Raw genomic sequence first — 26,703 nt, 5'->3', positions numbered from 1 at the left:
AGAATGACTGATTTTGTTAGCTTGATAGAGGGTAGTATGATAGTCGAAATGAATTTCCGTAAAAAATTTCATCTAAAAAAGAGGGATCTATATGAAATTTGAAAGAGATAGATATTTTTTACAGATGGCATTGGAAGAAGCTGAAATGGCATTAAAAGAAAATACATATCCAGTAGGAGCAGTTATTGTTGATGGAAATAATAATGTCATTGCAAGAGGAAGAAATAGAGTGCATCCACAAAAAGACATAACAGCTCACGCAGAGATAGACGCTATTCGCAATGCAGGGGAAGCAATGTTTGATGCAAAAATAAAAAATGAGAAGTTTACTATTTATAGCACGTTGGAACCGTGTCCAATGTGTACAGGGGGTATTTTATTCGCAAAAATACAGAGAGTAGTCTGGTTACTAAATGATGACTTAGGTTTTGGTGGATATAAAAAGATAAAAAATGCTTTAGTTTTCGAAGGGAAATTTAATAAAATCGACATAGTGGAAGAACCATTTGAAGACTTAAAAACAAGACAAAAAGAACTTATGAGACAATGGGAGCTAAATCCCAATAATATTATTAATTTGCGTAGGGCTATAAAAAAATAGTTGTTTCTTTCAATTAAATCGGGATACTGCCACATTACCATCAATTTAAAAAATATAGTGAAATTATATCGATTTAACAATAGAATATGGAAGAATCTATTACGAATAGAAAGCCGTCCTAAAAGTATTCTAGGATGGTTCTTTTTGTTGTGAGGAGATAAAGAGTATGGAGAATAAACAGAGTAGAAATGAGTATGTAAGACGCATACATAAGGTTCAAGATTATATAGAATCAAACATAGACAGTTCATTATCCATTGAAGAGCTAGCTGATATAGCAGGATTTTCGAAGTATCATTTTCATCGGATTTTTAAAGGAATAGTTGATGAGCCATTATCTCGGTATGTGAATCGCTTGAAACTAGAAAGGGCAACACATCTACTTACATATCGCGCAGACATGACGATTACAGATATTGCGTATCACTTCGGATTCACAGATTCAGCAGTTTTTTCCCGAACATTTAAAAGTCATTACGGTGTAAGTCCGTCTCAATATCGAAACGATAATAGCAAGAATTGCAAAGACGTAAGGGGAATTCCTCAATACAATGAATGTAAGAAGGTTCGAGGAAATGTTGAAATTGTAACAGCGGACGATATAAACGTCGCATACATAAGACATACAGGTACATATGAAGAGTTAGCTATAGCTTTTCCAAAAATGATAGAAAAATTATTTCGTTACGCGGCGAAGAAAAACTATCATGTATTTGAGGATACGAAAGTATTAACCATTTACCACGATCATCATGAATTTACTGAGGACTATCATTTAAGAACAAGTCTATGTGTAACAATTTCAGATGAATCCACAGTAGAAACGAACGACGTTGGAATAATGGTAATACCTTCTGGAAAATATGCAGTAGGACATTTTGAAATATTCCAAGATGAATATAAAGGAGCATGGGATTTCTTATACGGTGAATGGCTGCCAAATAGCGGATATAAACCGAGAGACTCGTATCCTTTTGAAGTATATAGAAATAATCCAAAGCAGCATCCAAAGCATAAACATATAGTTGATATATATGTACCTATCGAACCTTTTTAATCATAGGTTAAAGGGGAAAGAATAATGAAAACTGCTAAAAAGTTAGATCAGATTATAAAAGAAGAATATGAAAATATGAATGGTATGTTAGTAGTGCGGAAAGGTAATGTTATTTTTGAAAAATATTATAACGATTACGGACAAAATGATACATTTCATGTAGCGTCAGTTACAAAAACGATAATCTCTGCGCTAATTGGAATATGTATAGATAAGGGCTATATAAAAAGTGTTGATCAAAAAGTAATAGAGTTTTTCCCTGAATATAAAGTAAAGTCATCTGAAGTAACAGTGCGACACCTACTTACAATGACAGCTCCATACCCTTTTGTAGACTGGCAGGAACCGTTAGAAGAATTATGTACACAACCAGACTGGGTACAGTATACACTTCATAGAATGGGGAACGGTGGAGAGATTGGAGGTTTTAAATATTCATCTGCAGGAGCGCATGTACTATCAGCAATGATTACGAATGCAACAGGGAAAAGTGCACGTGAATTTGCGAATGAGTACTTATTTCAACCACTCGGTATGAGCGAAATTCCAAACTACAATATGAAAGCATTTGGATTCGATGACTTATTCGGAAAAGATGTGAAAGGATGGGTTCACGATCCAAACGGTATTTCGACGGGCGGCTGGGGACTAACGTTAACTGTTAGGGATATGGCTAAGTTTGGACAGATGTATTTGAATGAAGGTATTCATAATGGAAAACAAATACTATCAAAATCATGGATAAAAGAATCAACAGAAATGAACCAAAATCAATATGGTTACTTATGGTGGTTTCGAGAAGAAGATGGAATCTTTTCATACTGTGCTATGGGTGATGGTGGGAATATGATTTGTTGTATTCCAGAGAAGGAATTGGTAGTGGTGATTGCGTCTGAAATTATACCGAATGCAGGGGATAGATGGGAATTGATTGTGAAATATATTCTTCCTGGCATACAGTCAAATCAATAATGGTAGTAAAAAGATGGGGGGAATTTTGGTTTTATACCATCTTTTTGTTTTGTGACGTAAAGTTCATGGGAATGTAAGGGTTTTGTTAAAAGTGTAAATATTAGGGTTTTTTAATATAAAAAGTCTTTCTTTATGTATAATGGGGACAAGGCCTAAAAATACTTAAATATTTAAGTGAATATTTTAAAAAGGGAGATTAAGGATATATGAAAAGCTTACTTCCAAAAACTTTAGCTGTTACAGGATTAACTGCTTCTTTATTAGGTATGGTTTCTTCCGTTTCATTTGCTTCGATTAGTTGGGATAATAATGCAACGTGGACAGGAAGCGGAGCAAAAGCTAAGGCAACTGCCTATACTGCAAAAAAGGACGAACCTCATTTTTACAAGATGACTGTAAGAGCTAGCTTTGATGATGGGACTTCTAAAGAGTTAGCATTGTATGATGCTAAAATTTCAGATCGTATAAACGTTAGCGTTGCATCCAAAGGACCGGTGATCAGAGGTTATTCGGGTCATGAATGGATAATGGTAGGGGATAGTGCGTACACTTCTAAGGAAATGGTAATTAAATAAAAATCAACAAAAACCGTGAAAAAGGATACATACCTTTTTCACGGTTTTTAAAATGAGGAGGATATATGAATCTAGTATTAAAAGAAATAGTGGTGAACAAAACAATATTCATTATGCTATTTATTGGATTTGTATTGACAATATGGCCAATCCTGATCGCAATGTCGACGCGAGATTATTATGATGAGAAATTTTATGATAGTAAAAATGGTTATTTTAATTATTACTATTTAGTTCAACTTACTAATATGGGGGAAATCAATTTCGAACAATTTCAGACGTTAATAGAATCTGATTTTAAAAACGCTAGTGTTATTACAAATGATATTCGTATTACTATTCCGGATATCGGCCACGTAATAATGAATGGTCTCCTTAATAAAAATTGGTCTCCACCTTTGCTAAAAGGTTCTCAGATGGGACAAGATGAAAAAAATAGTGTAATAGTGGGGAAGAAAATTTATAAGGATATGGCAACAATAAAATTATTTAATAAGGAATATACAGTTAAAGGCGTAGCTGGAGAAAATACTGGATATGAGTATAATATTAAAATTTTCGTCTCTCTAAATGACATGCCAGATGAGGTGAAACAGATGATACAAAAAGATAATACATTCCAAATGATTGTTCGTTCTAATGAAAACCCTATCAAGGAAATAGAAACTTTCATACAGCATATGAAACAGAACAATAAAGATATAAATGCCAAAGTGATTAGTGAAAAAGAGAACTATGAAAAGGAAAAAAACTCAAGTGAAGCCGTAGAAGAGTTACTCAGTTTTCCATATAGGCTTTTATGTATAGCTTTCATTACCAATATAATAGTAAGTTATTATTGGATTTATACGAAGAAAAAAAGTTTGTCGTTAAGGAAAGCTTTGGGAGCAAGTAATATAAATCTTTTTATTTTTATATTTAGTCAATTATTTTTATGTGCAATCACTGCATCAGCCTGTGCAATATGCATACAATGGATTTTTAGCATTTTGAGTGAAAATATTATAGAGTTTACAAGTTATAGTATTAGTTTACAGTCTACTCATATTGTAATGTGTGTATTTCTTTCACTTACTATAGCTTTCATCCTCTCTGTAATACCATTTGTATATGTGCTTAAAAGTGAACCTGCTAAAGCATTAAAGGAGTAAAAATGATGAGAATAAAAAGTGCGTTCATAGCATTAAAAAAGAGATTTCTATTTTCCGTACTTCTTCTAATACAGATTACATTTGGATTAGCAACTCTAACGAGTTCAATTAATGTATTTTATAATTTACACCATCTAAACGATAAATCCAGCTCGGTATTAAATGTGGATAAAACATATTTAGTTACTTTTGAAATGACGACAGATAGATTACAAAGCAATCAATTTAATAAAGAGAAAATTCAAGCGGTTTATAATACAATTCATCAAAATAAAGATGTGATTTCGTATGGTACATACGAGGAGCGAGTTATTGAAATAGAGTCAAGTAATAGACCATTTCAAAACAGTATGATTACTGATTTGAAACATAAAACGTTTCACGATGAAAGACCTACTATTAAAACAATTTTTGTAGATGAAAATTACTATAAAATGTTACGTTTACCTTTAAAACCTGAAGAAGGTTTCTCGCATGATGACTTTCAAAAAAATAGTGAAGAAAAAACAAAAGTTTTAATGGGTTCTTACTTTAAGAAATATTTTCAAGTTGGAGATACAATTAATGATCGATATACAATTATAGGGTTTTTGCCAGAAAATAAATTTATCGTAAATAATAATACGACGAACACATATTTGAAGTTGGATTACGCAATGATAATGCCTATGTCATTTGATAGATTTGAAAAATATGAAGCAATGTTTTTAAGACTACATCAAAGTACAGTTTTATATTTACAAAAAGGTGCAGATGTAAAGAAACTAGAAGAATCAATTCAACTTAAAGGAAACGGCGGTACGTTTCATTTAAAAAGTTTAGGTGATGAAATAAATGAAGATGTTACTCTTAACGGCTATTCGGAAATACCTCAACTTATAGTAGGAATCTTATTCGTTGTATTCTCGATCGTCGGAATTGTAGTAACGACCATTGTTTCTATCTTGATGAGAAAGCGGGAATTTGGTATAAAAATAGCTTTTGGCGAAAGTAAATTTGGTATGTTTATTCAAATTGTTTTAGAGAACATTATTGTAGCAATAACTGGCTTAGGAATGTCGATAACTTACTTTTCATGGAGGTATGGGGTTCTATTACAAATGTCGAAGGATTTAAAGGAAGCAACGGTATTAGACTTTAAATTGGATATGCCTATATTGTTTTTAGTATTTCTATTCTTATTATTAATCATCGTTGTCTCGAATGTAATTGTCTTCTTATTTATTAGAAAGCTTGAACCGAAAACATTAATAGGTGGGATGGAATAATGGGGTTAATTGAACTAAAAGATATTAAGAAGGTGTATAGTAATAAGAATCATAATACGTTCGCGTTAAACGGTATAAATTTAACGATAAATAAGGGCGAAATTATAGCGGTAATGGGGCGATCAGGCTCAGGGAAGAGTACATTACTAAATGTTATAGGGTTAATTGATATGCCAAATGAGGGTGAATATATGTTAAATGGAAAATCATTAACTGAAATTAGAGCAAATAAAGTTCATAAAACAAGAAATGAAATGATTGGATTTATATTTCAATATTTTGCATTGTTAAAAGAACATACTGTACTAGATAATGTAGTGCTACCACTCACATATAGAAAGCTAAAGCAACGAGAAAGAGAAAATAAGGCGAAGTTCTATTTAGAAAAAGTAGGTTTAAAAGAACATATGCATAAAACACCGGACGAGCTATCAGGTGGACAACAGCAGCGCGTCGCAATTGCAAGAGCGTTAGTAGGCGAACCAGAATTAATATTGGCTGACGAACCGACAGGGAATTTAGATAGAAAAACAGGAGAAGAAATTATGAATTTGCTATTACAACTGAATGAAGAAGGACGAACGATTATTATTGTAACCCATGATATAGAAGTAGCGAATAAGTGTAATAGAATTATTGAGTTAGTTGATGGAGAAGTTGTGCGGAGTTAGTAATTCAACAATTATATCTAATTTAAGAATCCGTATTGATTAATTTTTTCAAGATGGATTCTTTTTATTTGTAGGATTAAAGTAAAACAACAAATCCCCCGTAACTTTTTATGATAGAAATTCGTTTAACAAAAGAAACGATTTTTAATGAGGAATGGGGGAGAACAATGAAAATTTTAATACTAGGTGGTACACGATTTTTGGGAAGAGCTGTTGTAGAAGAGGCTTTGAACAGAGGGCATGAAGTTACATTATTTAACCGCGGAACAAACAAAGAAGTTTTTCCTGAAGTGGAGCAGCTGATCGGTGACAGAAATGGTGATGTATCAAGTTTAGAAAATCGAAAATGGGATGTTGTTGTGGATACATGTGGGTTTTCTCCGCATCACATTAGAAATGTTGGAGAAGTACTTAAAGATAATATTGAACACTATATATTCATCTCAAGCCTTTCCGTATATAAAGATTGGATTCCGCATGACATAAAAGAAGACTATATATTACAACCTGAACCGACGGAAGAGCAAATAAAGGCTGTAGAGAATGGTGAAATATCTCCTTATGAGCATTATGGTGCGCTGAAAGTATTATGCGAAAAAGAAGCAGAGAAGTATTGGCCGGGGCGTGTTTTACACGTAAGAGCAGGACTTCTTTCAGGAATGTTCGATTATACAGATCGACTTCCATACTGGATCGGGCGTGTAGCAAAAGGAGGTAACGTGTTAGTTCCAGGAAGAAAAAATCGTCCAGTGCAGATAGTTGATATAAAAGATGTCGCGAGATTTGGACTCAACATGGCAGAAAATAATAAAGCAGGTACATTCAATATAACAGGTCCGAATGATGAATTGACGATGGAAGAGCTATTAAATACGTGTAAAAAAGTTACGAATAGCGATGCTGAATTTGTTTGGGTAGACGAATCGTTTATGAGTGAACACAATGTGCAGCCTTGGACAGAAATGCCTTTGTGGATTCCAGAAACTTTCCCGTTAGATGGTGAGACGAAGCCGTGGAGAGGCGGGTTTTCTATTTGTATCGAAAGTGCGGTTAATGAAGGGCTTACTTTTAGAAGAATAGACGAGACAGTTACAGATGTGTATGAGTGGATGGAGAGTACGGAAGAATGGGAATTAAAAGCAGGTATTTCAGGCGAGAGGGAGAAGGAATTGTTAGAAAGATGGTATCAATAAATTTAGCGGAGTTCTTTGAATATGCTTGATTGCACATAAGGAGGAAAAGGTGATGTGGAAAGACACCATTCACAGTATCTCATCAAATTTAAGCTTGAAAAACCCAGCTGCGAAGGATGAACTTACTGATATACAAAAATGTTTACATGTGGAGTTACCGAATGATTTATATCAATTATTACAGGAAACAAACGGTATAGAAGGTGAATACGGTGACTTTATATGGTCTGCTTCAAAAATTAAAACTGAAAATATGAGTATGAGAAATATAGTTGATTTTAAAGATTTATACATGCCTTTTGACTGTTTATTATTTTTTGCTGATGGGGGAAATGGTGATTTGTTTGGCTATTCCATTTTGAATGGAAAAGTACAAAGAGATGATATATATGTATGGAACCATGAAAATGATAGTAGAACGTGGGTTGCTCCTTCTTTAAAGACTTTTATGGAGTGGTGGGAGAGTGGAAAGATGATAATTTAAATATAGTATCAAAAAAAGTGCCTTGTTACTAAAGAAACAAGGCACTTTTTCACGAATAATTAATCTACCACTCAATCGGTTCTTCTCCGTACATCTCCCATAGCTTAGGAAACATCTTTTTTAAACCTTCTTCATCGTCTTCATTCCAGTCAAATTCAAAATCTACATCGTCGAATTCTTCATTAGATAAGACATGGTAAAGTGTAAAGTAAGTATCATCTTCGTCACCAGTTTTTTCTGCATATACAGTGAAACCGAAATATAAAGAAAGTTCTTCTATTTCTGGGACGTCATACTCACTCAAATTTTCTAATACAGGAATTAATCGTTCTGGATCTTCAATACAAGCTTCGTATGTCTCTTTTCCTTGATATAATAACCATCCGCGGAAGTAATCGAAAGTATCATCTGAACAACCACCCATAATAATATAGGCTGCTGCCCATAAACGGGAGGTATAGGAATCTTTCAAAAGACGATGCATATGCGTATCAAAAGCTACAATTTCATGTACTGTACGTTTAGCAAGGTGGGAAGTAAGCCATTCTATTTGTTCTTCTTGGTCTTCACCTTTCGTTTTTGCACGATTAAGTAGTTCCCAAAATTCTTCTTCTGTTATCGTTTTTTCTTTTATGTAATCTTCCCCAGGCAACGGGTCTGTATATCCCTTTTTACGTTTGGAAGCAATTAGTTTGTTAGCTTCTTTCATACATTCTTCTTCTGTTTCAAACTCTTTCGCTTTCACACTGCCAGCTGTGCCAATTTTTCCGTAAAACACAACATAGTCTTTTTCTTTCACAACGATTTTCCAAAACTTATTTGATTTCTCAGTTTGCTGGGTTAATAACGTTTCCATCCGTACCCCCATAATGTTTTCTAGTGTGCAATATGATTGTAACATATGTATATACACTTGTAATGATGAAAAATAATAGTTTAGAAAATTCGAAAACCATTGAATGGAGTGGATAAATTTAGTAACCTTATTTGTAAAGTAATTACATAATTGTTTTGTAATAATTCAATATTTGTATAAGGGGGCGTTATGGATGGATCTTACGTTTAAAGTTGAGGAAACATGTTTTAATTACCGCGTTGGAGCAATTTGTAAACATGATAATAAAATACTTATTCTGCAAGGTGACGGTGAAGATTTTTGGTATGTACCCGGCGGTAGAGTAAAAATGCTAGAGAATAGTGAAGATGCATTAAAACGAGAACTTGCGGAAGAGATAGGTGTTCCTATTAAAAGGAAAAGGTTAATATGGTCAGTAGAAAATTTCTTTACACTTTCTGAGCGAAAGTTTCATGAAATTAGTTTTTATTATGAAGTAGAGCTACATGAGTTACCTGCGAGTGGAACGGATCAATATATTTTGGAAGAAGAGGGTAGAACGTATTTGTTTAGATGGGTGCCAGTAGAAGAACTGCATACATATAACTTACAGCCTGCATTTATAAAAGAGAAAGTAAAGGATGTATCAGTTCACACAGAACATATCGTATTACAAAAGTAAATGTATTCGGAGGGGAAAATGGTGAAGGGAACTAAAAAAGAGGTACATATAAATGACAAAGTAATTCGTTACACACATATCAAAAAAGGCTCTAGTACCGTTTGCTTTATGTTTTCAGGTTCAGGATACAATTATGATAAGCCGTTATTTTATTACGCAACGATGTTAATGCTTGAACATAAAATAGATGTTGTACATATTCATTATTCTTATGATGGACAATTAATGAATAAACCAATAGGAAGAAGTAACGAAAGTAATGATGGATGATATTAATCCTGTAATAAATGAAGTATTAAAAGATGAGCAATACAACGAGACTATGTTTTTAGGGAAGTCACTCGGAACAATTCCGATTGCAAATGATTTAATGAAGAGAGAAGAATTCGCGCAGTCAAAAATGATACTACTTACACCTTTACTGACGTTTGATACAATTTTTGATTCTATCTTACATAGTCGACACGAAGGGTTTTTAGTTATTGGGGATAAAGATCACCAATACAATGCAGATCAAATTGATCAGTTATATAAAACGAATTTACAGATTGAAGTTGTCAAAAATGCAAATCATTCTGTAAATGTTGGGGGATATGAAACGGAAAATTCAATTGAGGCTATAGCGAAAATAATAGGAAAACTTAAAGAAGTTGTTAGGACAAACTAACCTATTAATACATGCAAAAGAGGTGCGAATTGCACCTCTTTTACTTTAATAAGCCTTCAAAACATGAAGTAAATAATCCTTACGATTCAGCGGATTATAATCAACACGTTTTCGAGTAGGGAAGGGAGCCATAAGTTTTGTGAAACCAGCTGGCTTCGTTGTAAATATGCCTTCTCCTTCTGTAAATGAATGTAGTATTCGTTTGAAACTCTCTGTTTTCGCAACAGGTAATGATCCTGTTAACTGATAAGAATTGTTATTGAATATAGGCTCTGCAAAAGTTGCTGGAACGGCAGCGAGCTTATACATTGCGGTACTAATTGCTTGCTCCGGTACAGTTAATTCAAACGCATTAACTGGTTCATATACATATGTTGCAGCTTGTTTTAAAGCATCCATTAAAACGAGCGGTGTTAAGTTTCTAAAGTCACTCGCTGTTGTAACAGGACTAGCATAACCAGTATGTGTTAACGTGACGATAATATCTGTAACTTCCCACCCATATAATCCTTGTTTTAACGTTTGAAATACCGTATCTTCAATCGCTTTATGAAATGCTAAAGGTAGTGAGCCGAGCTCAACACCTAATTTATATGTTATACCGCAATTAAGTTCACCACGTTCAACTTTGAATCCGATTGTTGCGTAAAATGGATTCTCTTTTTCACCCATTACTTCAACAGAATTGCCTACGCCAATTGGTTTCTCGATACATACAACTCGCGTATTTGAAAAATTAACCTGCAAATTATATTTCTCATAAAGTGTTGTTTCAATTACTTCTTTTTGTACCTCACCGAAAAGGCGAATATATAGTTCATTATGAACATCGTCTTTCCAAACTTTAATGAGCGGATCTTCTTCACAGAGTTCCATAAGAACAGCGTATAAATTATGAATTAGCTCTTTAGGTACCGCATCAATGGCAGCTTCCATTTGTGGTTCGGCAAAGTGAATATCTTTTATATAATCCGTACGTTCACCGATAATATCACCAATTTTAATATCATTCAGCCCCCACACTTTACAAAACTCACCGCTAGGAACGGTAGAAGTTTGAACGGTATCTCCATTATGAAATAGGCACTATTTTTTTTATCTTTTCTTTATGGAATAGAGACTTACTGCGCTGTATATTAACATATTTTCTAACATGTAAGCTACCTGAAAAAACTCTTATATAAGCAACCTTTTCTCCAGAAGGTTCACGTTCAATTTTAAAAACAACACCGGATAATGGTTCCTCTTGTGCCGATGTAAGAGCTGGAATGAGAGCCGGAAGTTTTTCAAGAAGTTCTGTTACGCCCATACCAGTCATTGCTGAACCGAAAAAGATTGGATACACATTCGCTTGCTGTATTTGCTGTTCTAGTTTTTCTCTTAATAGTGCGTCCGGTATTATTTCGTTATTTACATATGATTCAAGTAATGATTCATTAAATGGTGCTAACAGTTCCATACAATCGTCATATGATTTGTATTCAATGATCCGGGCTTCTTTCATTCCTTCGTTTAGAACAGAGTAGAAGGGGAATGCTTCATTTGAAAGAACCTCTTTTATTTGTTTCATAACTTTTTCACTGTTTGCGCCACTACGATCAATTTTATTAACGAATAAAATAGTCGGTATGTTTAGTTTCTGTAATGTGCGCATTAAAATTTTTGTTTGTGCTTGCACACCTTCAACGGCAGAGATAACTAAAATCGCACCGTCTAGAACGCGGAATGATCGCTCCACTTCAGCGATAAAATCAGCGTGTCCAGGTGTATCAATGACATTTACTTTTACAGCATCAATAAAGAAAGAAACGACAGATGCTTTAATCGTAATTCCGCGTTGTCTTTCTAATTCCATTGAGTCAGTTTGTGTATTACCACTATCTACTCGGCCAATTTCTTTAATCACATTCGTTTCATAAAGAATACGCTCAGTCAAACTCGTCTTGCCAGCGTCTACGTGCGCGACAATCCCTATATTTATTGTTGTCATTTGTGAATATCCTCATTTCATTTTCCATTTTCAATTCCTCATTTCTATTTGTATATTGCCGCATTATCAATCACTCTCCAGTTCTTTAAATTAGTATTATTATAGTGCAATTAACATTATTTGTAACGCTACAAAGCGCCTTAATTTGGAAAAAATAAAATGAAAACAAAATGCTTGCATTCTAAATCGATATAGATTATATTAATTGACATATCAACTATTGATACATCAAATGTTTTTATTTTGATTGTAAAGGAGGGTTAATTTGACAAGTTCATGCTCAAAAGAAGCGATTATTTTATATAAATTACACTTTCTAAATAAAGAAGTAAGTTCGAAATTTGAAGGGTGTACGGGTATGAGCCAGTCTCGATTAGAGCTTATACTTCAGTTATATGAAGTAGGTGAAATTAGTCAAAAAGCACTTCAACAAGAAGTGAATATTGATAATGCTGCGATAACAAGGCATTTAAAGCAGCTTGAGGCCAATGAAATGATTGTAAGACGTAAAAATCCAGATGATAACAGAATTACGTTAGTTTCTCTTACTGAAGAGGGACGAAATAAAATTCAAGCATTTCAAGAGGAAAAAGAACGTTTTGCAGCATCTGCATTTAAAGGATTAAGTGAGGAAGAACGCGATAATCTTTTAAATATGTTAAATCACATTCAAGAAAATATAAAAGAATTATAAAAAAGGGAGAATACAACTATGACTAACTCAGTAAAAACAAATGATTTTAACGAAATTTTAACAGGACGTCGTTCAATTCGTAAGTACGACCCTTCAGTGAAAATTAGCAAAGAAGAAATGACAGAAATTCTTACAGAAGCAACACTTGCACCATCTTCAGTAAACATGCAACCATGGAGATTCGTAGTGATTGAAAGTGACGAAGCGAAAGCAACACTTGCGCCACTTGCAAAATTCAATCAATCTCAAGTAGAAACATCTTCAGCAATGATCGCTTTATTTGGTGACTTAAACAACTTTGATAACGCAGAAGAAATTTATGGTACAGCAGTAGAGCGTGGACTTATGCCAGCAGAAGTAAAAGAAGATCAAATGAAAAAACTTTCAGCTTACTTCTCTATGGTTACACCAGAAGTAATGAAAGATACAGTATTAATTGACGGTGGTCTTGTAGCGATGCAATTTATGCTAGCAGCTCGTGCGCACGGTTATGACACTTGTCCAATTGGTGGATTTGAAAAAGACCAAATCGCAGAAGCGTTTGGACTAGATAAAGAACGCTACGTACCAGTAATGCTAATTTCAATCGGGAAAGCTGCTGACAGTGGTTACCAATCAGTACGTCTTCCAATTGACAAAGTTGCTGAGTGGAAGTAATCTAATTAGGTCATAGAAATATATGGAATATGAAAGGGGAAACACCATGATTATTATTCACGCAATATTTCAAGTAGACCCAGCAAAACAACAAGCATTTTTAGAAGAAATTCAGCCACTCATTCATGGTTCAAGAGAAGAAAGTGGAAATGTATCTTATGACTTATATAAAGATACAGAAAAAGAAAGTGTTTATACGATGGTAGAAGTATGGAAAGATGAAGCAGCAGTTGCGAGCCATAATACGAGTGAACACTTCACATCTTTCGTTAGTAAAGCAGCACAATTTTTAACTGCTCCGCTTAATATAAAAGCTTATAATGGAGAATTAGTAAAATAATAAGGTAGAAAAAGATGACTTTAGCATATGGCTGAAGTCATCTTTTTTGTATAAGTAGAATCCATTTTGGACTCAGTTATGTTGATAGATAAGCGTTGCTCGCATCCTCAGTAACAGTGCTGAATTGTATGTTAAATTCGAACATTCGGTTTATTGGGATATTTTTCCGTGGTATAATTTTCTTGTAAATAAAAGGTAGAGGGGAGTAAGTAATGGGAGAATTTCAAAGTAATTTGCATACGGCAACGCAACTTGCAACGAAAATGAGAAATGCTTCAGATAGAATGCAAAGTGCTACTAGTCGCTCTATAAATAAGGCAACGCGTACGACACTATCTGTGAACTTCCAAGCACAAGAGGCAAATCAACAAAATTTACAGATCACGAAACAATTTTGTACTGCTTTTCAACAAACAATTGATAATATCCATTCCGTAGCAAATGAATTTGAGAAAATGGATACAGGACTTCAAAAGACTTTTCAATAATGTAACAACCTACGTAAAGGGGAAAAGGTAGGGAGAAAAGATGAGTCAAGAAATTGAAACGAGAATCAGTCAATGTAATCAAAAATTACGAATTATATTTGAAGAACAAAATGAAAACCGAATTGCGCTGCAAAATCAAGAACGAGCTGAGGTTAGTTTTCATGAATGGAAAAATAGAAGTAATCGTTTATTTAACCGAATACTAGAAACTTGGCACGGCGACAAAGAAGTGTTTCACCTTTTTACGAATATGCGGCAAGAAATCGGACAGTATGAAAGAAAACTTACATTCGAATTAGAAAATGAAAAAGAGACGTTGCTTAAAGAAAAACGGCATCTCAGTGAGAAAGAAAACGACCTTTCTTATGAACAGCAGCAACTACAAAGGGAGGCCAATACATGAGTTTAAACATGTATTTGGGAGAAGTACAAAGTCAAACTCAAAGTATGAACGCTATATGTAATGCTACGATTCAAAGTATGGAACAAGCCATTCAATCTATTGATGCATTTGCGATAGACACAGTATTACAAGGACAAACATACAGTAGTGCAAAAGCCTACCTTGTCCAAACATTTCGGCCATTAGCGCAAGGAATCATATGCTTATGTGAAGAATTAATTCGCCAAAATGAAGCATTTCCAAATGAGTTCCAAGCGAAAGTTGCTTCGACAGATGTGATTGAACAAGAAATAAGAGAACAAATAAGGGGAATTAATCAATCGATTACAAGTATAGAAGCAATAGAAGTACTTACACCAATGCCCGGAGTAGGTGCAATTGTAACGGTATTAGGTGCAATGAGAAAAAAACTGGAAGAAAAACTAGAGCATTTATATGAATTCAATCATTCATCCAGCAACAACTACAGCACCGCTCTCCAATTAGCAGCTAGCATCACAGCCGGACTCGCTGAAGTGCAAAGCGGGAAAGGATTTAGTCCTGTGAGTGGGACGTTTAGTACACAAAGGTTGAATATGGATTGGGTGAGTTCGATTCAGGGGATTATAGAAGAAACAGCTCGAAAAAACGATCAGTCAATTAAAGATATAGAAACAAATAACATAATTGAGGAGAAATCTCCGGTTAGAAATGCTTGGGACGATGCGGCAGACGGTATAGTTAGCACGTTTGAAACAGCGAAAAAGATGTGGGAAGCTATTCAAAGAGGATCGGGGAAAGCTATTGGTGATGAAATCGAGTCCGCAATAGCTTTAAGTAATATGGACATAGGAACTTTTATTAATGTAACCTATGCACTTTTCCATTTGGATGAAACTGCAAAAAATATGTGGCATGCATTTTCAAATAAAATAAAACGAGATATGATAGAGGGAGATGCAGAGAGTCGTACAGAATTGACTACCTATGGATTAACACAAATAGCTACCACAATATTAGGCGATAGGGCACTAAATAAAGTAGGCCATATCACAAAAGGAGCAAAAGCATCAAGTGGAGTAAGTACATTTGCTAATGCAGTAAAACTAGCAAAAGAATTGAAGCCTACGCTTGAAATGTTACAATCATTTAAGAGAAATGCTTCCTATGCATTCTCTAGTGTTGGTGGAACTATTGTAACCAAAATACCACAAGGCGAATTATTAGAAGCTTTTTATAAGTTTGCGAAGTCTAAAGATGGTGGTAAGGGTACGGGTGGTGTTGGTAAGGGCGTCAGTGGGGCTGGAAGTAAGATTGATGGAGAACTAATTAGAAAATATGTACGAGATATTGAAACACAGACAAATAGAAAAATACCAAAAAACCAAATGGAAGAATTAAAAAGTGCATTAAGAAATACAGAATATAAAAAGATGACGTCTTCAGAAACAAAGAGATATAGACGAGAGTTTAATAAAATTAAGAATTCATTAATTGATGAATGGGAAAAACAAACTGGTCAAAAATGGCCAACTTATACAGAAGATGTGATTTCAGAGAAAACAGGAAAAATCTTAAGAAAAAAAGGAGAACCTTATGATGCTCATCATATAATTGAAAACTCTTATCGTGGGGAACATGAGTGGTGGAATATCCATCCTGCTAAATTTCCTAATGAGCATCAAGCTGGTATTCATGGTTCGGGTTCACCAGGAAATAAACTTTTTAATGGAGGTAAATAATATGAAGTATGATTATCTAGTATCAAATAAACATAATAGCTTTTATCCAGTAGCATTAGAAGAGATAGAAGAAGTGGAAGAGGTATTAGGTTTGAAATTTCCAAAAGAACTAAAAGATTTCTTCTTAAATGTTGGGTATGGCTTTATCAAAGGTTCTAAGTACAATATTAATCGTATTATGGATCCTTATTCTATTAGAGATTTTCGATTAAAGCAAAATGATTATGAATTTTTTCCAGACATTGAAGTTTATGATGATCTTGAAGAAGAAATAATCTTTTTTGAAGGTAATGAAACAGTTTTAATTTCAATTAAATTAACAACAGAAGAAAATAATGGGATTTATTATGATGAATTTAAAATTGCCGATTCACTAGAAGATTTTCTTGCAAAAATATCAGAAAATGATTTATATTATATGGATTTAATTGATTGAAATAAGAAGAAATATTTTATCAAATAATCATAGTTCGAGAATGTAGTCTTATTGAAAAGAGGGTAGAAGCTCGTTCGATTAGGAAACGGCTTTTGTAATCGGATGAATGATAAAAACTATAGTATGTATTAAGATGAAAACTCCAGTGATTTTATGAATCATGACTGGAGTTTTTTATTCGAATATCCACATTTCGGGATTTTGTATAACCTTCCATAATATCTAATTGATTTTTAGCAACTTCATCAACATGTTGTTTTTTATTATTTGTTTATATAGATATATAAGAGTCTAACTGAATCTTCAATAGGCCATATCGCAAAAGGAGCAAAAGCGTCAAATGGAGTAAGTATAATTGCTAATGTAGTAAAATTAGCAAAAGAATTGAAGCCTACGCTTGAAATGTTACAATCATTTAAGAGAGAGGCTTCCTATGCATTCTCTAGTATTGGTGGAACTAACGTAACCAAAATACCTCAAGGCGAATTAATAGAAGGTTATTATAAGTTTGCGAAGTCTAAAGATGGTGGTAAGGGTACGGGTAAAACTGGTGAAATATCTAAGGAATCTGGAAAAGTAGCCCAAACATTAGAAGCAGCTAGAGCACAACAACGTACGGTAATAGAATCAGTAGAAAGTGGCGAAGTAGCTTTAAAAACAACGAAGCGTAAAGGGAATTATGGTGAAATGAAGATGGATGACTTTTTTGAAAGTCAAACATATACTAGAATTAGTGATGATCGTGTATTAACATTAGATCAAAAAATTGTTAAGGGAATAGATGGTATATATGAAAATTCATCTCCGCCGCCTAAGTATGTAATAGCGGAGGCTAAGTATAATACTGCGCAACTTTCAAATAAAAAAGATGGAAAGCAAATGAGCGAAACATGGATAGATGGTTCTAGACGTTTGGAATCAACTGTTGGAGAAGAAATGTTTTTGAATCCTGAAAATGTACAAAATATACTAATTAATGTTGATAAGGATGGTAATGTGGTTAAAAGCATTTTGGATTCTTCTGGGAAGAAAATAATTGAGTAAGGAGAATGAAATGAGAGATATTTTAAAAAATGAAGATTATTTCGAGGATTATTTAAATAGACAAAATAATAGAATAGAAAAGTATAAAGAATTAGCAATGAAAGTAAAAAATGAAAGACCAAATAATTTAGGTAGTATTAAAAGAGCTTATGGATATATTGAATCAATTTGTATTGATAAATTTAATTGTTTATATTCAATGGGAAGACCTATGGAAGTACTAAGAGATTTTTACCCCGAAATAATTGAGGCGATGAAAAAGGGGTGGAGTGGCAAATATAGATATATAGATTTATTGTGGGTTCTTTCTATTGGGATAATGCTAGATGTTTCAAAAGATTATATAATTGAATTAGAAAAGTTGGTAGAAAAAGAGAAATTGAATGATTATTTGATTGATTTTTTATTTAGTTATAAAGATGAAAATTGGGAAGGGAATACCACAGAATTTATCTTTGCAGACCCATATAAATCAATTTATCGTGTGGTCAATGCAAAGAATAAAGAAGAATCAGTAAAGGAATTGAAAGAATATTTAGAGGGAAAATGGTATAAGGGGCATAGTGATACAGGCTGGTATGATTCACATGAAAATAAAAATGATATCTACAATGGTTATTGGAGTTACGAAAGCGGAGCAATCGTAAAGATTTTAAAATTAGATGATTCAAGTTTAAAAAATACTTTATACTACCCTTATGATATGGTGCATTATCAAGGAAAATAAATGTAAAAATCCACAGTGTTCAACTTTTTACACTGTGGATTTTTTAGTTTGTGTTAAAGTAGCTATAAGGGTAATGTTGGTAAGGGATCTAGTGAGCTAGAAGTAAGATTGATGCAGAACTAATTAGGAATTAATAAATGGATTGAAGTTCAGAGGTTATTTAAATGATGCTGGGGAGATAATTAACTTTTTCCCAATTCTAGACTGATATTATCAAGATACAATATTTATAGGAGGATAAAATGAATAGTAATTTTGAATTTATTGAAGATAAAGAGAAAAATGATGAATTGATGTCAATATATTTTAACTTTATAAACGGTAAGTACTTGGAAAGAGCTTTGAGTTTTTTTGTAAAAAAAGAGGGGTTTGGACAAGAAATAGTATTCGTTCATTTTCAGTCTGATTTAGATGAATTTGATATGTCACAGCTACCTACACCTTTAGATGATAAACATGTGTTAGTTGAATTAGATTCTCCAGCTGTTGAGTCTGAACAACAAGTGTATTTGGACTTTGAAACTTTTTATAATTATTTGGAAGAACATGTGAAAAAAGAAGTGGAAAAAAATCCAGAAAGAAATGGATTAATGGATTTATTGGTGCAAGTTAAGCGTAGCTTAAATTTGTAATATCTTATAGCCATTTTACTAGATTCGTAGGGCAGAAAAAGAACTTTTTGAAGAACGCGTTTTTATTAGGATTTTATTATATTTCAATAAGGAAGATTGTCTGATATTAAATAAGTAAAGAGGAAGTTATAGATGAAAAAGACTCAACAAAAGAGACTTCACATTTGAGGTCTCTTTTGTTGATTTCAATTGAAAATTATTATTTGAGCGAATGCACTTTCGTACCTCACATTTCACAGGCACATAGGCTTCAATTGATGCTATATAGTATGTTTTTCAATGTCAAAAAACATTAAAAAAACAGGGCAAAATTATTAAATAGCCGGGTCCATTGTAGAAATATTTGAAGGTATTTCGCTCATAGGCGGATCTAATTTCTTAACTATCGTGGCAGAAGTAGGAACTGGTGGGTTAGCATCACCAATTGTTATTCCATTAGATATAGCAGCAACAGCTACTGGGGTAAGTCTTTTTGTACATGGTGGATTTGTTTGGAATAAATCGATTCAAAATACTAAGGATACTATTCAAAAAATCCAGTCTTCTGGTGGAGGTGCGGCTAACGGTAAACCTAGCAGTAACAAAAATACAACTGTAGATAATTTTGATGCAAAAACAGCTACAAATAAGCAAAAAGGTAATTATGGTGAAATAAAATCTAGTGACAATTTATTGAATAATCAAAGTTTAAAAGAAGCTGGATTTGATTTAAAGCCAGTCGGAAAAAGTGCACCATCAGGCATAAATGATAAAATAGTAAAAGGAATTGATGGATTATACGAAAATGCAAATGCAGAGTCAAAGATCAAATATGTTATAGATGAAGCTAAGTTTGGTAGTTCACAATTGGGGAAAACTAAAGATGGACGACAAATGTCAAATGATTGGTTGAATGGTGCGAAGACCAAAAAAAGTAGAATATTTAAAGCTGTTGATGGAGATAAGAAATTGGCAGATAAGATTAAAAGAGCGCTGGAAAGAAATCAAGTAGAAAGAGTACTATCACAAGTCGATAGTACCGGAAAAGTAAAAACATATAGATTAGATGCAAAGGGAAATATTATTGGAGAATGGCCATAATTTAGAAGCTAGGAGGAATCAAATAGAATGAGAGATTATTTAATTATAGAAGAAAAATGTAGAGAAGGAATTGAATATAATAAAGAGTTTATTCAAGAAAATAAAGAGGATATTAAAAGTTTAGAAGAAGATGAGAAAAAGGGAATTCAAAGATATTCTAAGGATAATAATAGTATTATAGAAGGAACCTACTTATCAAGCTTTAATTATGAGTTAGAGGATATTATTGCAAAATATTCCCTAGGAGAAGCTATCCATACAATAGAAGGAGATTTTGACAACGCTCTTATTGATTTGGGGCATATAGGGGAAAGAGAAGTTGGATATTTAAATCTAATTTGGATGATATCTCTAGGAATTTTATTAGAGACGGAGAAAAAGAATCTTGTAAGTTTAGCTAAGCTAGTTGAGAAAGAAAATATGAACGATGCAGTAATCGATTTCCTCTTATGCGCTAGTGATATCGGATACACAAAAATGACGAACAGATATTATAAAGAAAATCCATATGCAAAAACGAGAGAGATTATAGAACTTGCACAAACAGATAAAAAAGAAGCATCTAAAAGATTACAAACGTACATGGAGAAAGAATGGTTTAAAGGCCATTATGATTATGAATGGAAAAATGCGCATAAAGAACCTGGATATGTAGGGTATTGGAGCTTTGAGACAGCTGCAATAGTAAAGATACTCGAACTTGATGATACAAGTTTAAAAGGTAATAACCATTATCCATATGATTTGGCACATTATAAAAATGAAATGAAATTTAAGCATATAGACCTAAGTGAATATCACTATGAAGATGAGACAGAAGAAATCGAGGATATAGTAGAAGGAATTGAACATAATCCTACATTGGAAAATATTATTCCGCCAAGATGGCATTCATTGGTCAATGAATTAATACATGACTATGAGAATATGGATGATAGTAGTTTTTATGAAAAATATAAAAAAACGATAGGAATAGGTCAAGTATGGTTTTTACCACAAGAGTATGAAGAAGAAAATGAGCAAAAAAATCTATTAGGAAGTTTAATTGTGTTTGCCCTGACGGTAAGAGATTATATATTACAACTGGACTATAAAGAAGATTTAGAAGACTACATTGATAATCTTAAAAATTTCTGGAATGTTTCAGAAACAAAGTTAGTTCAATTTATATTAGAAAATGATCAAAATTATTATGCATGGGTACCAAAAGGAGTAAATATCCCAAATATGTATGAAGTGAAGATCGAGAGTGTTGATGTAGAGGAAGTTCTATAACGAACAAATCGAAATGGTTTTTATTATATCTAATATTAGAATGCATTTTACTAGTTAATTGAAAACAATGCATGCGTGGGAGAAAAAAGGATATATTGTTACTAAAAATTAGAGGGAAAGAAGGCTGTTGGATTGAGTTAAGCACCTCATTGTCAATATACGACAATAGGTGCTTTTTTGCGTGCAATGAAGAAAAAATAAAAGATTTATTTTCACTCTATTTCATCTTCGAATTACATGTTATAATTTGGAAAAAATATATTCTTAATTTTTAGATAATTAAAAGGTGGTAGATTACTATATGAGTACATTAAAGAAAATTACTAATAATATTTCGAAGGTTATTATAGGAAAAGACGAATCGATAGAACTAGCAGCCATTGCTCTAATAGCAGGGGGACATATTTTATTAGAAGATGTACCTGGGACAGGAAAAACAACATTAGCGAAAAGTTTGGCTAAAAGTGTGGACGCTAAATTTCAAAGAATACAATTTACAGCGGATACTTTGCCTGGAGATGTTATTGGTCTTGAATATTTTCATGTAAAGGAATCGGATTTTAAAACAAGGTTAGGACCGATTTTTGCAAATATCGTATTAGTGGATGAAATTAATCGAGCTGTACCGAGAACACAATCTTCGTTACTTGAGGTTATGGAAGAGCGTACTGTTACAATTGCGAAACAGACACATTCATTACCAGAACCTTTTTTAGTTATAGCAACGCAAAATCCACTCGAATCAGCGGGCACATTTCCGTTACCAGATGCTCAGTTAGACCGGTTTTTACTCACAATACGCCAAGGTTATCCTACGAGAGAAGCTGAAAAGGAAATGATGAATCGGTTTCAAATGAATGATCCATTAGAAACGTTACATTCTATTATTTCAAGTGAAGAAATTATTACGATGCAAAAGCGTGCAAGAGAAGTGTTAGTAGGGAATGATGTGCAAGATTATCTCCTTGAAATTATTGAAGCAACTCGTAACCATGAGTTAATTGAAATTGGTGTAAGCCCTCGGGGAACGTTGGCATTTATGAGAGCAATTCAAGCACGGGCAATATTAAATGAAAGAGATTACTGTACGCCAGATGATATTAAGACGCTCGCTGCATCAGTTTGTGCTCATCGTTTAACGTTAACGATTGAGGGAGAGATGAAAACGACGAAAGAACAAATTATGAAAGAAATTCTTCATACGATTAGTGTGCCAGTGGAGAATGTACGATGAATCAACAGCTTGCGTATACATCTTTAGCGGAGCCTTTCGTAATGGGGGTTATGTCAGTTGTAGCAGTTATTTTAAGTGTATTTTCAAGTAATCTACTGTTTTTATCTCTCGTATTTTTATATGTAATTTTAATAGGTGCTATGCATGTATATATACGTAAAGTATCTCGTGTTGAATGGGAATACAGTCAAGGGAATTCGAACGTTTTTATAGGTGAAACGAATATGTGCAAAATGAAAATTTCAAACAAGTCGATATTTCCTATTCTTAATATCGTATTTCGATTTAAATGTGAAAATAAGCTAACTTGGAATCATGATGAAATAAACAAAAATCATAGTACAGGTTCAAATTATTATATGAATTTTAATTTAAAAGGAAGGGAGTCAGTTTCATTTGATTTGCAAGCTGTAGCGTTAAAAAGAGGCATCGCGAAATGGGAAGAAGTTGAAATTGTTATTACTGATCTCTTTGGATTTATAACGAACCATATAACATATAAACAAGTTGATACGCCCTCTTATTTAGTCTTACCAGCTGTTCCGAAAATACAAGTTCCTGAATTATAAGAATGGTCACGAGGATTTCGAAAAGCGATGTCTTCACCCTTATATGATGAAACGAAAGTAATGAAAGAATAAGAAGGGGCTTATGTCATGGTGAATAAGAAGCGGCATATGAAAGTGAAGTTATGGAGTGTAAGAACTTTAATCATACTTTTCTTTGCGATTAGTGCGATAACGTTATCACAAGGTGTTGTGTATGTACAAGACATAGTAAAAGAGCGTTTTTTCAGTAAGACTAAGACAATATCGGAAAGAAATTATGATTTTACTAGTATAGGTGAAAATTTCGATGATTCCAAAATAGATGAAGATGAATATGAAGAAGTAGAAGATACAGGTATAAGAACGAAAACGGGTAAAAAATTTCAACCTTTCGAAAGAGAAAGTCTATGGAGTGACGTGCTTTCTGTTCTTTCAAATATATGGATTACTATAGCTTTTTATGTGATAATTGCAATATCAATTATATATGCCATCTACAAGTATATTAGGAAAAAATTGACGAAAACAGAAATAGTACAGGAGAAAGAATTGGTTACAAAGCACACTGCGGTAAGAAGCATAAAGAATGAAAAAGTCATTCATCAGTTAGAACAGCCGTTACCGACAGATAAGATAAGAAAAACGTTAGTTGAATGGGAAAGAACATTACCATTTCATGAACAGAGAAGATCCTATGAAACGATGCAACAATGGTTAAAAAGAATTTGTAGAACAAGGGATATTATCTCGTTATATGAGTCTGTTCGTTATGGTGAAAAGACGTATACGGATTTAGATGTGGAAGAAATAATGAAGTGGGTAGAGGGAGATGGGAAGGTGGATACATAAATATTCACCTTTTCTTTTTTATATGGAAATTTGATTAACATGAATTATTTTCTTATATGAAACCGTATTTAAATAGATAAACAAAATTAACTTTATTTACTTATACTTCATTACATGTTAACCTATACTTAATTTTTATAAATTATAATTAATTTTTGATTTTTTAAGGGTGTGAAAATGTAATGAAATCGGTATTAAAAAGCATACTTATTTCCTTTGTTTTTTCAGCAGTAGGTATGTGTTGGTTACTGTACGTATTATTCAAAGGGGACGGAGACTGGTTATTGTCTTGGATAGGTGTATTAATGGCATATTTATCTTTATATACTTTAATAGTATTTATATTGTAAAAATACATACGATAAAAAAATAAATAAATGGCTTATAAAAACAGCGGTGACTAGTTTTAGTTTTTCTGTATTAGGAATCTCATTTTGTATCATACATGAGCTATTAACACCATGGAGTCTTAGTTTAATGGTGTGGTATTGGTTGCTAATGTTAGTATTATTTTTAACAACTATAATATCATTAATCAGTTTAGTATTTGTTAATCGTAAAAATCACAATTTCACCGTTGGATATAGAATGCTCATACTTCTAAATGTATTTCTTACACTAGGACCAGTATTATGGCCGCTATTACTTTCTATTATTGGAAATGGTATGAATGCTAGTGCGGGCTGGTAAAAAGGAATATAAATTAGTTGTGTAAAGAATAGGATGAAAAGTTGATATAGAATTTTAAATGTTTAAGAGAACATGTTTACATAAAAAATGAAAACATGTTCTCTTTTTATTTGCATGCATAACTCTTCCTCAGTTTACCGTATTTAAATTTAAACGTAAGTATTTCGTAAGGAATGGATAAGAAAAAAGAGAGATTTATCATATAGGATGAAAGTATAGCTTGAATCAATCCGATATTAATGGAGGAGAGAAAGCCTTATGAAAAAATGTAATTCAATTAAGTTAGCAAGTTTTGCAGTTTTATTAGCGGGTACTGCTCTATTTACACCTGGTTTTACTGTGACTGCAGAGTCAACTCAAAATATTTCTAGTTCGTCACAAGTACATGATCAAAAGAATCGTAATGGCTGGAAACAAGTAATGCAAGAAACAGTACAGCTTGGTGCTGTAGGAATATTAGCTAAGGCGTCTAACAACGGAAAAACTAGTAGTTTTACTGCTGGCGTGGCGGACTTAAGTACAAAGAAACCGGTGAATTCGGATTATCGCTTTCGAATTGGTAGTGTGACGAAGACGTTTACTGCGACGACTGTGCTTCAATTAGTAGGAGAAAATCGCTTACAACTTGACGATCCAATTGAAAAGTGGCTACCAGGTCTCGTGCAAGGAAATGGGTATGATGGTAATCAAATTACGATACGACAACTTTTGAATCATACGAGTGGTATCGCTGAATACTTAAAGTCAAAAGACGCGGACATAATGAATTCGAAAAAAACGTATACAGCAGAAGAAATAGTGAAAATAGGTCTTTCGCTGCCTCCAGATTTTTCGCCGGGAAAAGACTGGTTGTATTCAAACACAGGATACGTAATACTAGGAATGCTTATTGAAAAAATAACTGGAAATAGTTATGCGGAAGAAATCGAAAAGCGAATTATTGAACCTTTGGACCTATCAAATACGTTTTTACCAGGAAATTCACCCGTCATCCCAGGAAAGAATCATGCTCGTGGATATGTGAAAATGGAAGGAACAGGCGAGTTGAAAGATATTACGTATTATAATCCAAGTTTAGCTAATGCAGCTGGAGATATGATTTCTAATGCGGATGATTTAAATAAGTTCTTTTCATCTTTACTCGGTGGTAAGTTACTGAAGGAACGCGAGCTAAAAGAAATGCTTACTACAGTTCCTATAGAAGGAAAAGGGGTTGGTGACGCATACGGTCTTGGAATCTATGAGACTAAACTTCCAAACGGTGTTTCAGTTTGGGGGCATGGAGGAGGAATTCCTGGATTTACAACTTTTGCTGGGGGAGTAATTGGAGGCAAACATACATTGGCTATCAGTCTCAACTCTATAGGTGGGGTCGATATTGTTCCGCAGTTTAATAAAATGATGCAAATTGAATTTAATAAATAGATGAAAAGAAAGTGAATGGAATTTTGTTATAGTTATATTTAAAAGAGGTGCTTTTTTAAGTTCGCAACTATGGACAGTAGTTGCATTTATGATATGGAATCAAGTGTATTTCAAAGTGAAAATCAATCTTAATGCTTACGATAAAAATAAAAAGGATGTCAGTTACATGACATTCTTTTTATTTTGGATAAAAAAGGTATGTATGTAGTTCTGAAAATTGTTATTTTTAAAATTATTAAATATAATGAAGGATATAGGGGTGCCAATTGGGGAGTTATGAATGGAAAATACTTTAGTTAGTTAAGTATTTCTCG

At 33.2% G+C, this 26,703-nt stretch carries 25 protein-coding genes and 5 pseudogenes; 28 read left to right on the top strand and 2 right to left on the bottom strand.

Going from position 1 to position 26,703, the window contains the following annotated elements; translation table 11 throughout:
• Positions 1–91: 91 nt before the first annotated feature.
• The 9 genes from HMPREF1014_RS15215 (at position 92) to HMPREF1014_RS15175 (ending at position 7,972) form a co-directional block, all read left to right on the top strand.
• Positions 92–601 (top strand): nucleoside deaminase, encoded by a 510-nt coding sequence (locus tag HMPREF1014_RS15215; protein ID WP_000667405.1) that lies wholly within the window; start codon positions 92–94, stop codon positions 599–601.
• A 166-nt stretch (positions 602–767) separates the two neighbouring features.
• Positions 768–1,658 (top strand): AraC family transcriptional regulator, encoded by an 891-nt coding sequence (locus HMPREF1014_RS15210; RefSeq protein ID WP_000428668.1) that lies wholly within the window; start codon positions 768–770, stop codon positions 1,656–1,658.
• Positions 1,659–1,682: 24 nt separating this feature from the next.
• A complete protein-coding gene (locus HMPREF1014_RS15205; protein WP_000844822.1) occupies positions 1,683–2,630 on the top strand; it encodes a serine hydrolase domain-containing protein in 948 nt (315 codons plus the stop codon).
• Positions 2,631–2,836: 206 nt separating this feature from the next.
• Positions 2,837–3,205 (top strand): hypothetical protein, encoded by a 369-nt coding sequence (locus HMPREF1014_RS15200; RefSeq protein WP_000838681.1) that lies wholly within the window; start codon positions 2,837–2,839, stop codon positions 3,203–3,205.
• Between the two features lie 65 nt (positions 3,206–3,270).
• A complete protein-coding gene (locus HMPREF1014_RS15195; RefSeq protein ID WP_001055052.1) occupies positions 3,271–4,356 on the top strand; it encodes an FtsX-like permease family protein in 1,086 nt (361 codons plus the stop codon).
• Positions 4,357–4,358: 2 nt separating this feature from the next.
• On the top strand, positions 4,359–5,624 hold the full coding sequence (locus tag HMPREF1014_RS15190) for an ABC transporter permease (RefSeq protein WP_002098263.1): 1,266 nt from the start codon (positions 4,359–4,361) through the stop codon (positions 5,622–5,624).
• A complete protein-coding gene (locus HMPREF1014_RS15185; protein WP_000522858.1) occupies positions 5,624–6,295 on the top strand; it encodes an ABC transporter ATP-binding protein in 672 nt (223 codons plus the stop codon). The genes HMPREF1014_RS15190 and HMPREF1014_RS15185 overlap by 1 nt, the downstream gene beginning before the upstream one ends.
• 167 nt (positions 6,296–6,462) lie before the next feature.
• The gene (locus HMPREF1014_RS15180) at positions 6,463–7,488 is read left to right on the top strand and encodes an SDR family oxidoreductase (RefSeq protein WP_000697753.1); all 1,026 of its coding nucleotides are present in this window, start codon (positions 6,463–6,465) and stop codon (positions 7,486–7,488) included.
• A gap of 52 nt (positions 7,489–7,540) precedes the next feature.
• Complete coding sequence (locus tag HMPREF1014_RS15175) at positions 7,541–7,972, top strand: SMI1/KNR4 family protein (protein ID WP_000265336.1); 432 nt, start codon at positions 7,541–7,543, stop codon at positions 7,970–7,972.
• A gap of 64 nt (positions 7,973–8,036) precedes the next feature.
• Here HMPREF1014_RS15175 and HMPREF1014_RS15170 read toward each other — a convergent pair whose 3' ends face one another.
• Positions 8,037–8,828 (bottom strand): DUF4240 domain-containing protein, encoded by a 792-nt coding sequence (locus HMPREF1014_RS15170; protein ID WP_000449211.1) that lies wholly within the window; start codon positions 8,826–8,828, stop codon positions 8,037–8,039.
• A 193-nt stretch (positions 8,829–9,021) separates the two neighbouring features.
• Between HMPREF1014_RS15170 and HMPREF1014_RS15165 the strand changes: the two genes are divergently transcribed.
• Together HMPREF1014_RS15165 and HMPREF1014_RS15160 are read left to right on the top strand one after the other, a co-directional pair.
• Complete coding sequence (locus HMPREF1014_RS15165) at positions 9,022–9,489, top strand: NUDIX hydrolase (RefSeq protein WP_000366231.1); 468 nt, start codon at positions 9,022–9,024, stop codon at positions 9,487–9,489.
• Positions 9,490–10,156 (top strand): annotated as a pseudogene (locus tag HMPREF1014_RS15160) (alpha/beta hydrolase).
• A 45-nt stretch (positions 10,157–10,201) separates the two neighbouring features.
• On the opposite strand, the pseudogene HMPREF1014_RS32175 reads toward HMPREF1014_RS15160, so the two are convergent.
• Positions 10,202–12,146: pseudogene (locus tag HMPREF1014_RS32175) on the bottom strand (GTP-binding protein).
• A 265-nt stretch (positions 12,147–12,411) separates the two neighbouring features.
• Between HMPREF1014_RS32175 and HMPREF1014_RS15150 the strand changes: the two are divergent.
• The 17 genes and pseudogenes from HMPREF1014_RS15150 (at position 12,412) to HMPREF1014_RS15065 (ending at position 26,389) form a co-directional block, all read left to right on the top strand.
• Positions 12,412–12,840, top strand: coding sequence for a MarR family winged helix-turn-helix transcriptional regulator (locus tag HMPREF1014_RS15150; RefSeq protein ID WP_000204172.1), 429 nt, complete (start codon positions 12,412–12,414; stop codon positions 12,838–12,840).
• Positions 12,841–12,858: 18 nt separating this feature from the next.
• Positions 12,859–13,497, top strand: a complete 639-nt coding sequence (locus HMPREF1014_RS15145; RefSeq protein WP_000185390.1) for a nitroreductase family protein — start codon at positions 12,859–12,861, stop codon at positions 13,495–13,497.
• A 46-nt stretch (positions 13,498–13,543) separates the two neighbouring features.
• Positions 13,544–13,837: a putative quinol monooxygenase gene (locus HMPREF1014_RS15140; protein WP_000583805.1), complete on the top strand. Its 294-nt coding sequence runs from the start codon at positions 13,544–13,546 to the stop codon at positions 13,835–13,837.
• A 212-nt stretch (positions 13,838–14,049) separates the two neighbouring features.
• On the top strand, positions 14,050–14,325 hold the full coding sequence (locus HMPREF1014_RS15135; RefSeq protein ID WP_000503641.1) for a TIGR04197 family type VII secretion effector: 276 nt from the start codon (positions 14,050–14,052) through the stop codon (positions 14,323–14,325).
• A gap of 40 nt (positions 14,326–14,365) precedes the next feature.
• Entirely contained in the window at positions 14,366–14,728 is a 363-nt protein-coding gene (locus HMPREF1014_RS15130) for a DUF3958 family protein (protein WP_000076595.1), read from the top strand.
• Complete coding sequence (locus tag HMPREF1014_RS15125) at positions 14,725–16,449, top strand: LXG domain-containing protein (RefSeq protein WP_000056115.1); 1,725 nt, start codon at positions 14,725–14,727, stop codon at positions 16,447–16,449. Before HMPREF1014_RS15130 ends, HMPREF1014_RS15125 begins: the two co-directional genes overlap by 4 nt.
• A gap of 1 nt (position 16,450) precedes the next feature.
• Positions 16,451–16,885 (top strand): SMI1/KNR4 family protein, encoded by a 435-nt coding sequence (locus HMPREF1014_RS15120; RefSeq protein ID WP_000872947.1) that lies wholly within the window; start codon positions 16,451–16,453, stop codon positions 16,883–16,885.
• A gap of 402 nt (positions 16,886–17,287) precedes the next feature.
• A complete protein-coding gene (locus HMPREF1014_RS15115) occupies positions 17,288–17,929 on the top strand; it encodes a hypothetical protein (RefSeq protein ID WP_000941898.1) in 642 nt (213 codons plus the stop codon).
• Positions 17,930–17,939: 10 nt separating this feature from the next.
• Complete coding sequence (locus HMPREF1014_RS15110; RefSeq protein WP_001204729.1) at positions 17,940–18,656, top strand: PoNe immunity protein domain-containing protein; 717 nt, start codon at positions 17,940–17,942, stop codon at positions 18,654–18,656.
• A gap of 242 nt (positions 18,657–18,898) precedes the next feature.
• A complete protein-coding gene (gene cdiI, locus HMPREF1014_RS15105) occupies positions 18,899–19,288 on the top strand; it encodes a ribonuclease toxin immunity protein CdiI (RefSeq protein ID WP_001087574.1) in 390 nt (129 codons plus the stop codon).
• Between the two features lie 318 nt (positions 19,289–19,606).
• Positions 19,607–20,368 (top strand): annotated as a pseudogene (locus HMPREF1014_RS31320) (hypothetical protein); the annotation flags it as partial.
• A gap of 27 nt (positions 20,369–20,395) precedes the next feature.
• Positions 20,396–21,643: a PoNi-like cognate immunity protein gene (locus tag HMPREF1014_RS15090; RefSeq protein WP_001205865.1), complete on the top strand. Its 1,248-nt coding sequence runs from the start codon at positions 20,396–20,398 to the stop codon at positions 21,641–21,643.
• A gap of 301 nt (positions 21,644–21,944) precedes the next feature.
• Complete coding sequence (locus HMPREF1014_RS15085; protein ID WP_000105650.1) at positions 21,945–22,877, top strand: AAA family ATPase; 933 nt, start codon at positions 21,945–21,947, stop codon at positions 22,875–22,877.
• Positions 22,874–23,509: pseudogene (locus HMPREF1014_RS15080) on the top strand (DUF58 domain-containing protein); the annotation flags it as partial. The gene HMPREF1014_RS15085 and the pseudogene HMPREF1014_RS15080, both read left to right, overlap by 4 nt.
• 24 nt (positions 23,510–23,533) lie before the next feature.
• Positions 23,534–24,274 carry a hypothetical protein gene (locus tag HMPREF1014_RS15075; RefSeq protein ID WP_000247509.1) on the top strand — a complete coding sequence of 247 codons (741 nt, stop codon included), beginning with the start codon at positions 23,534–23,536 and terminating at the stop codon, positions 24,272–24,274.
• Positions 24,275–24,456: 182 nt separating this feature from the next.
• Positions 24,457–24,964, top strand: a pseudogene (locus tag HMPREF1014_RS15070) (DUF3902 family protein).
• Positions 24,965–25,222: 258 nt separating this feature from the next.
• Positions 25,223–26,389 (top strand): serine hydrolase domain-containing protein, encoded by a 1,167-nt coding sequence (locus HMPREF1014_RS15065; protein WP_000710636.1) that lies wholly within the window; start codon positions 25,223–25,225, stop codon positions 26,387–26,389.
• Positions 26,390–26,703 lie beyond the last annotated feature (314 nt).

It is taken from the genome of Bacillus sp. 7_6_55CFAA_CT2, from assembly GCF_000238655.1.
In the GTDB taxonomy this organism is placed as follows: Bacteria; Bacillota; Bacilli; order Bacillales; family Bacillaceae_G; genus Bacillus_A; species Bacillus_A cereus.
Note: the sequence above shows the minus strand (reverse complement) of the source record. Positions and strands in the feature narration are given on the sequence as shown.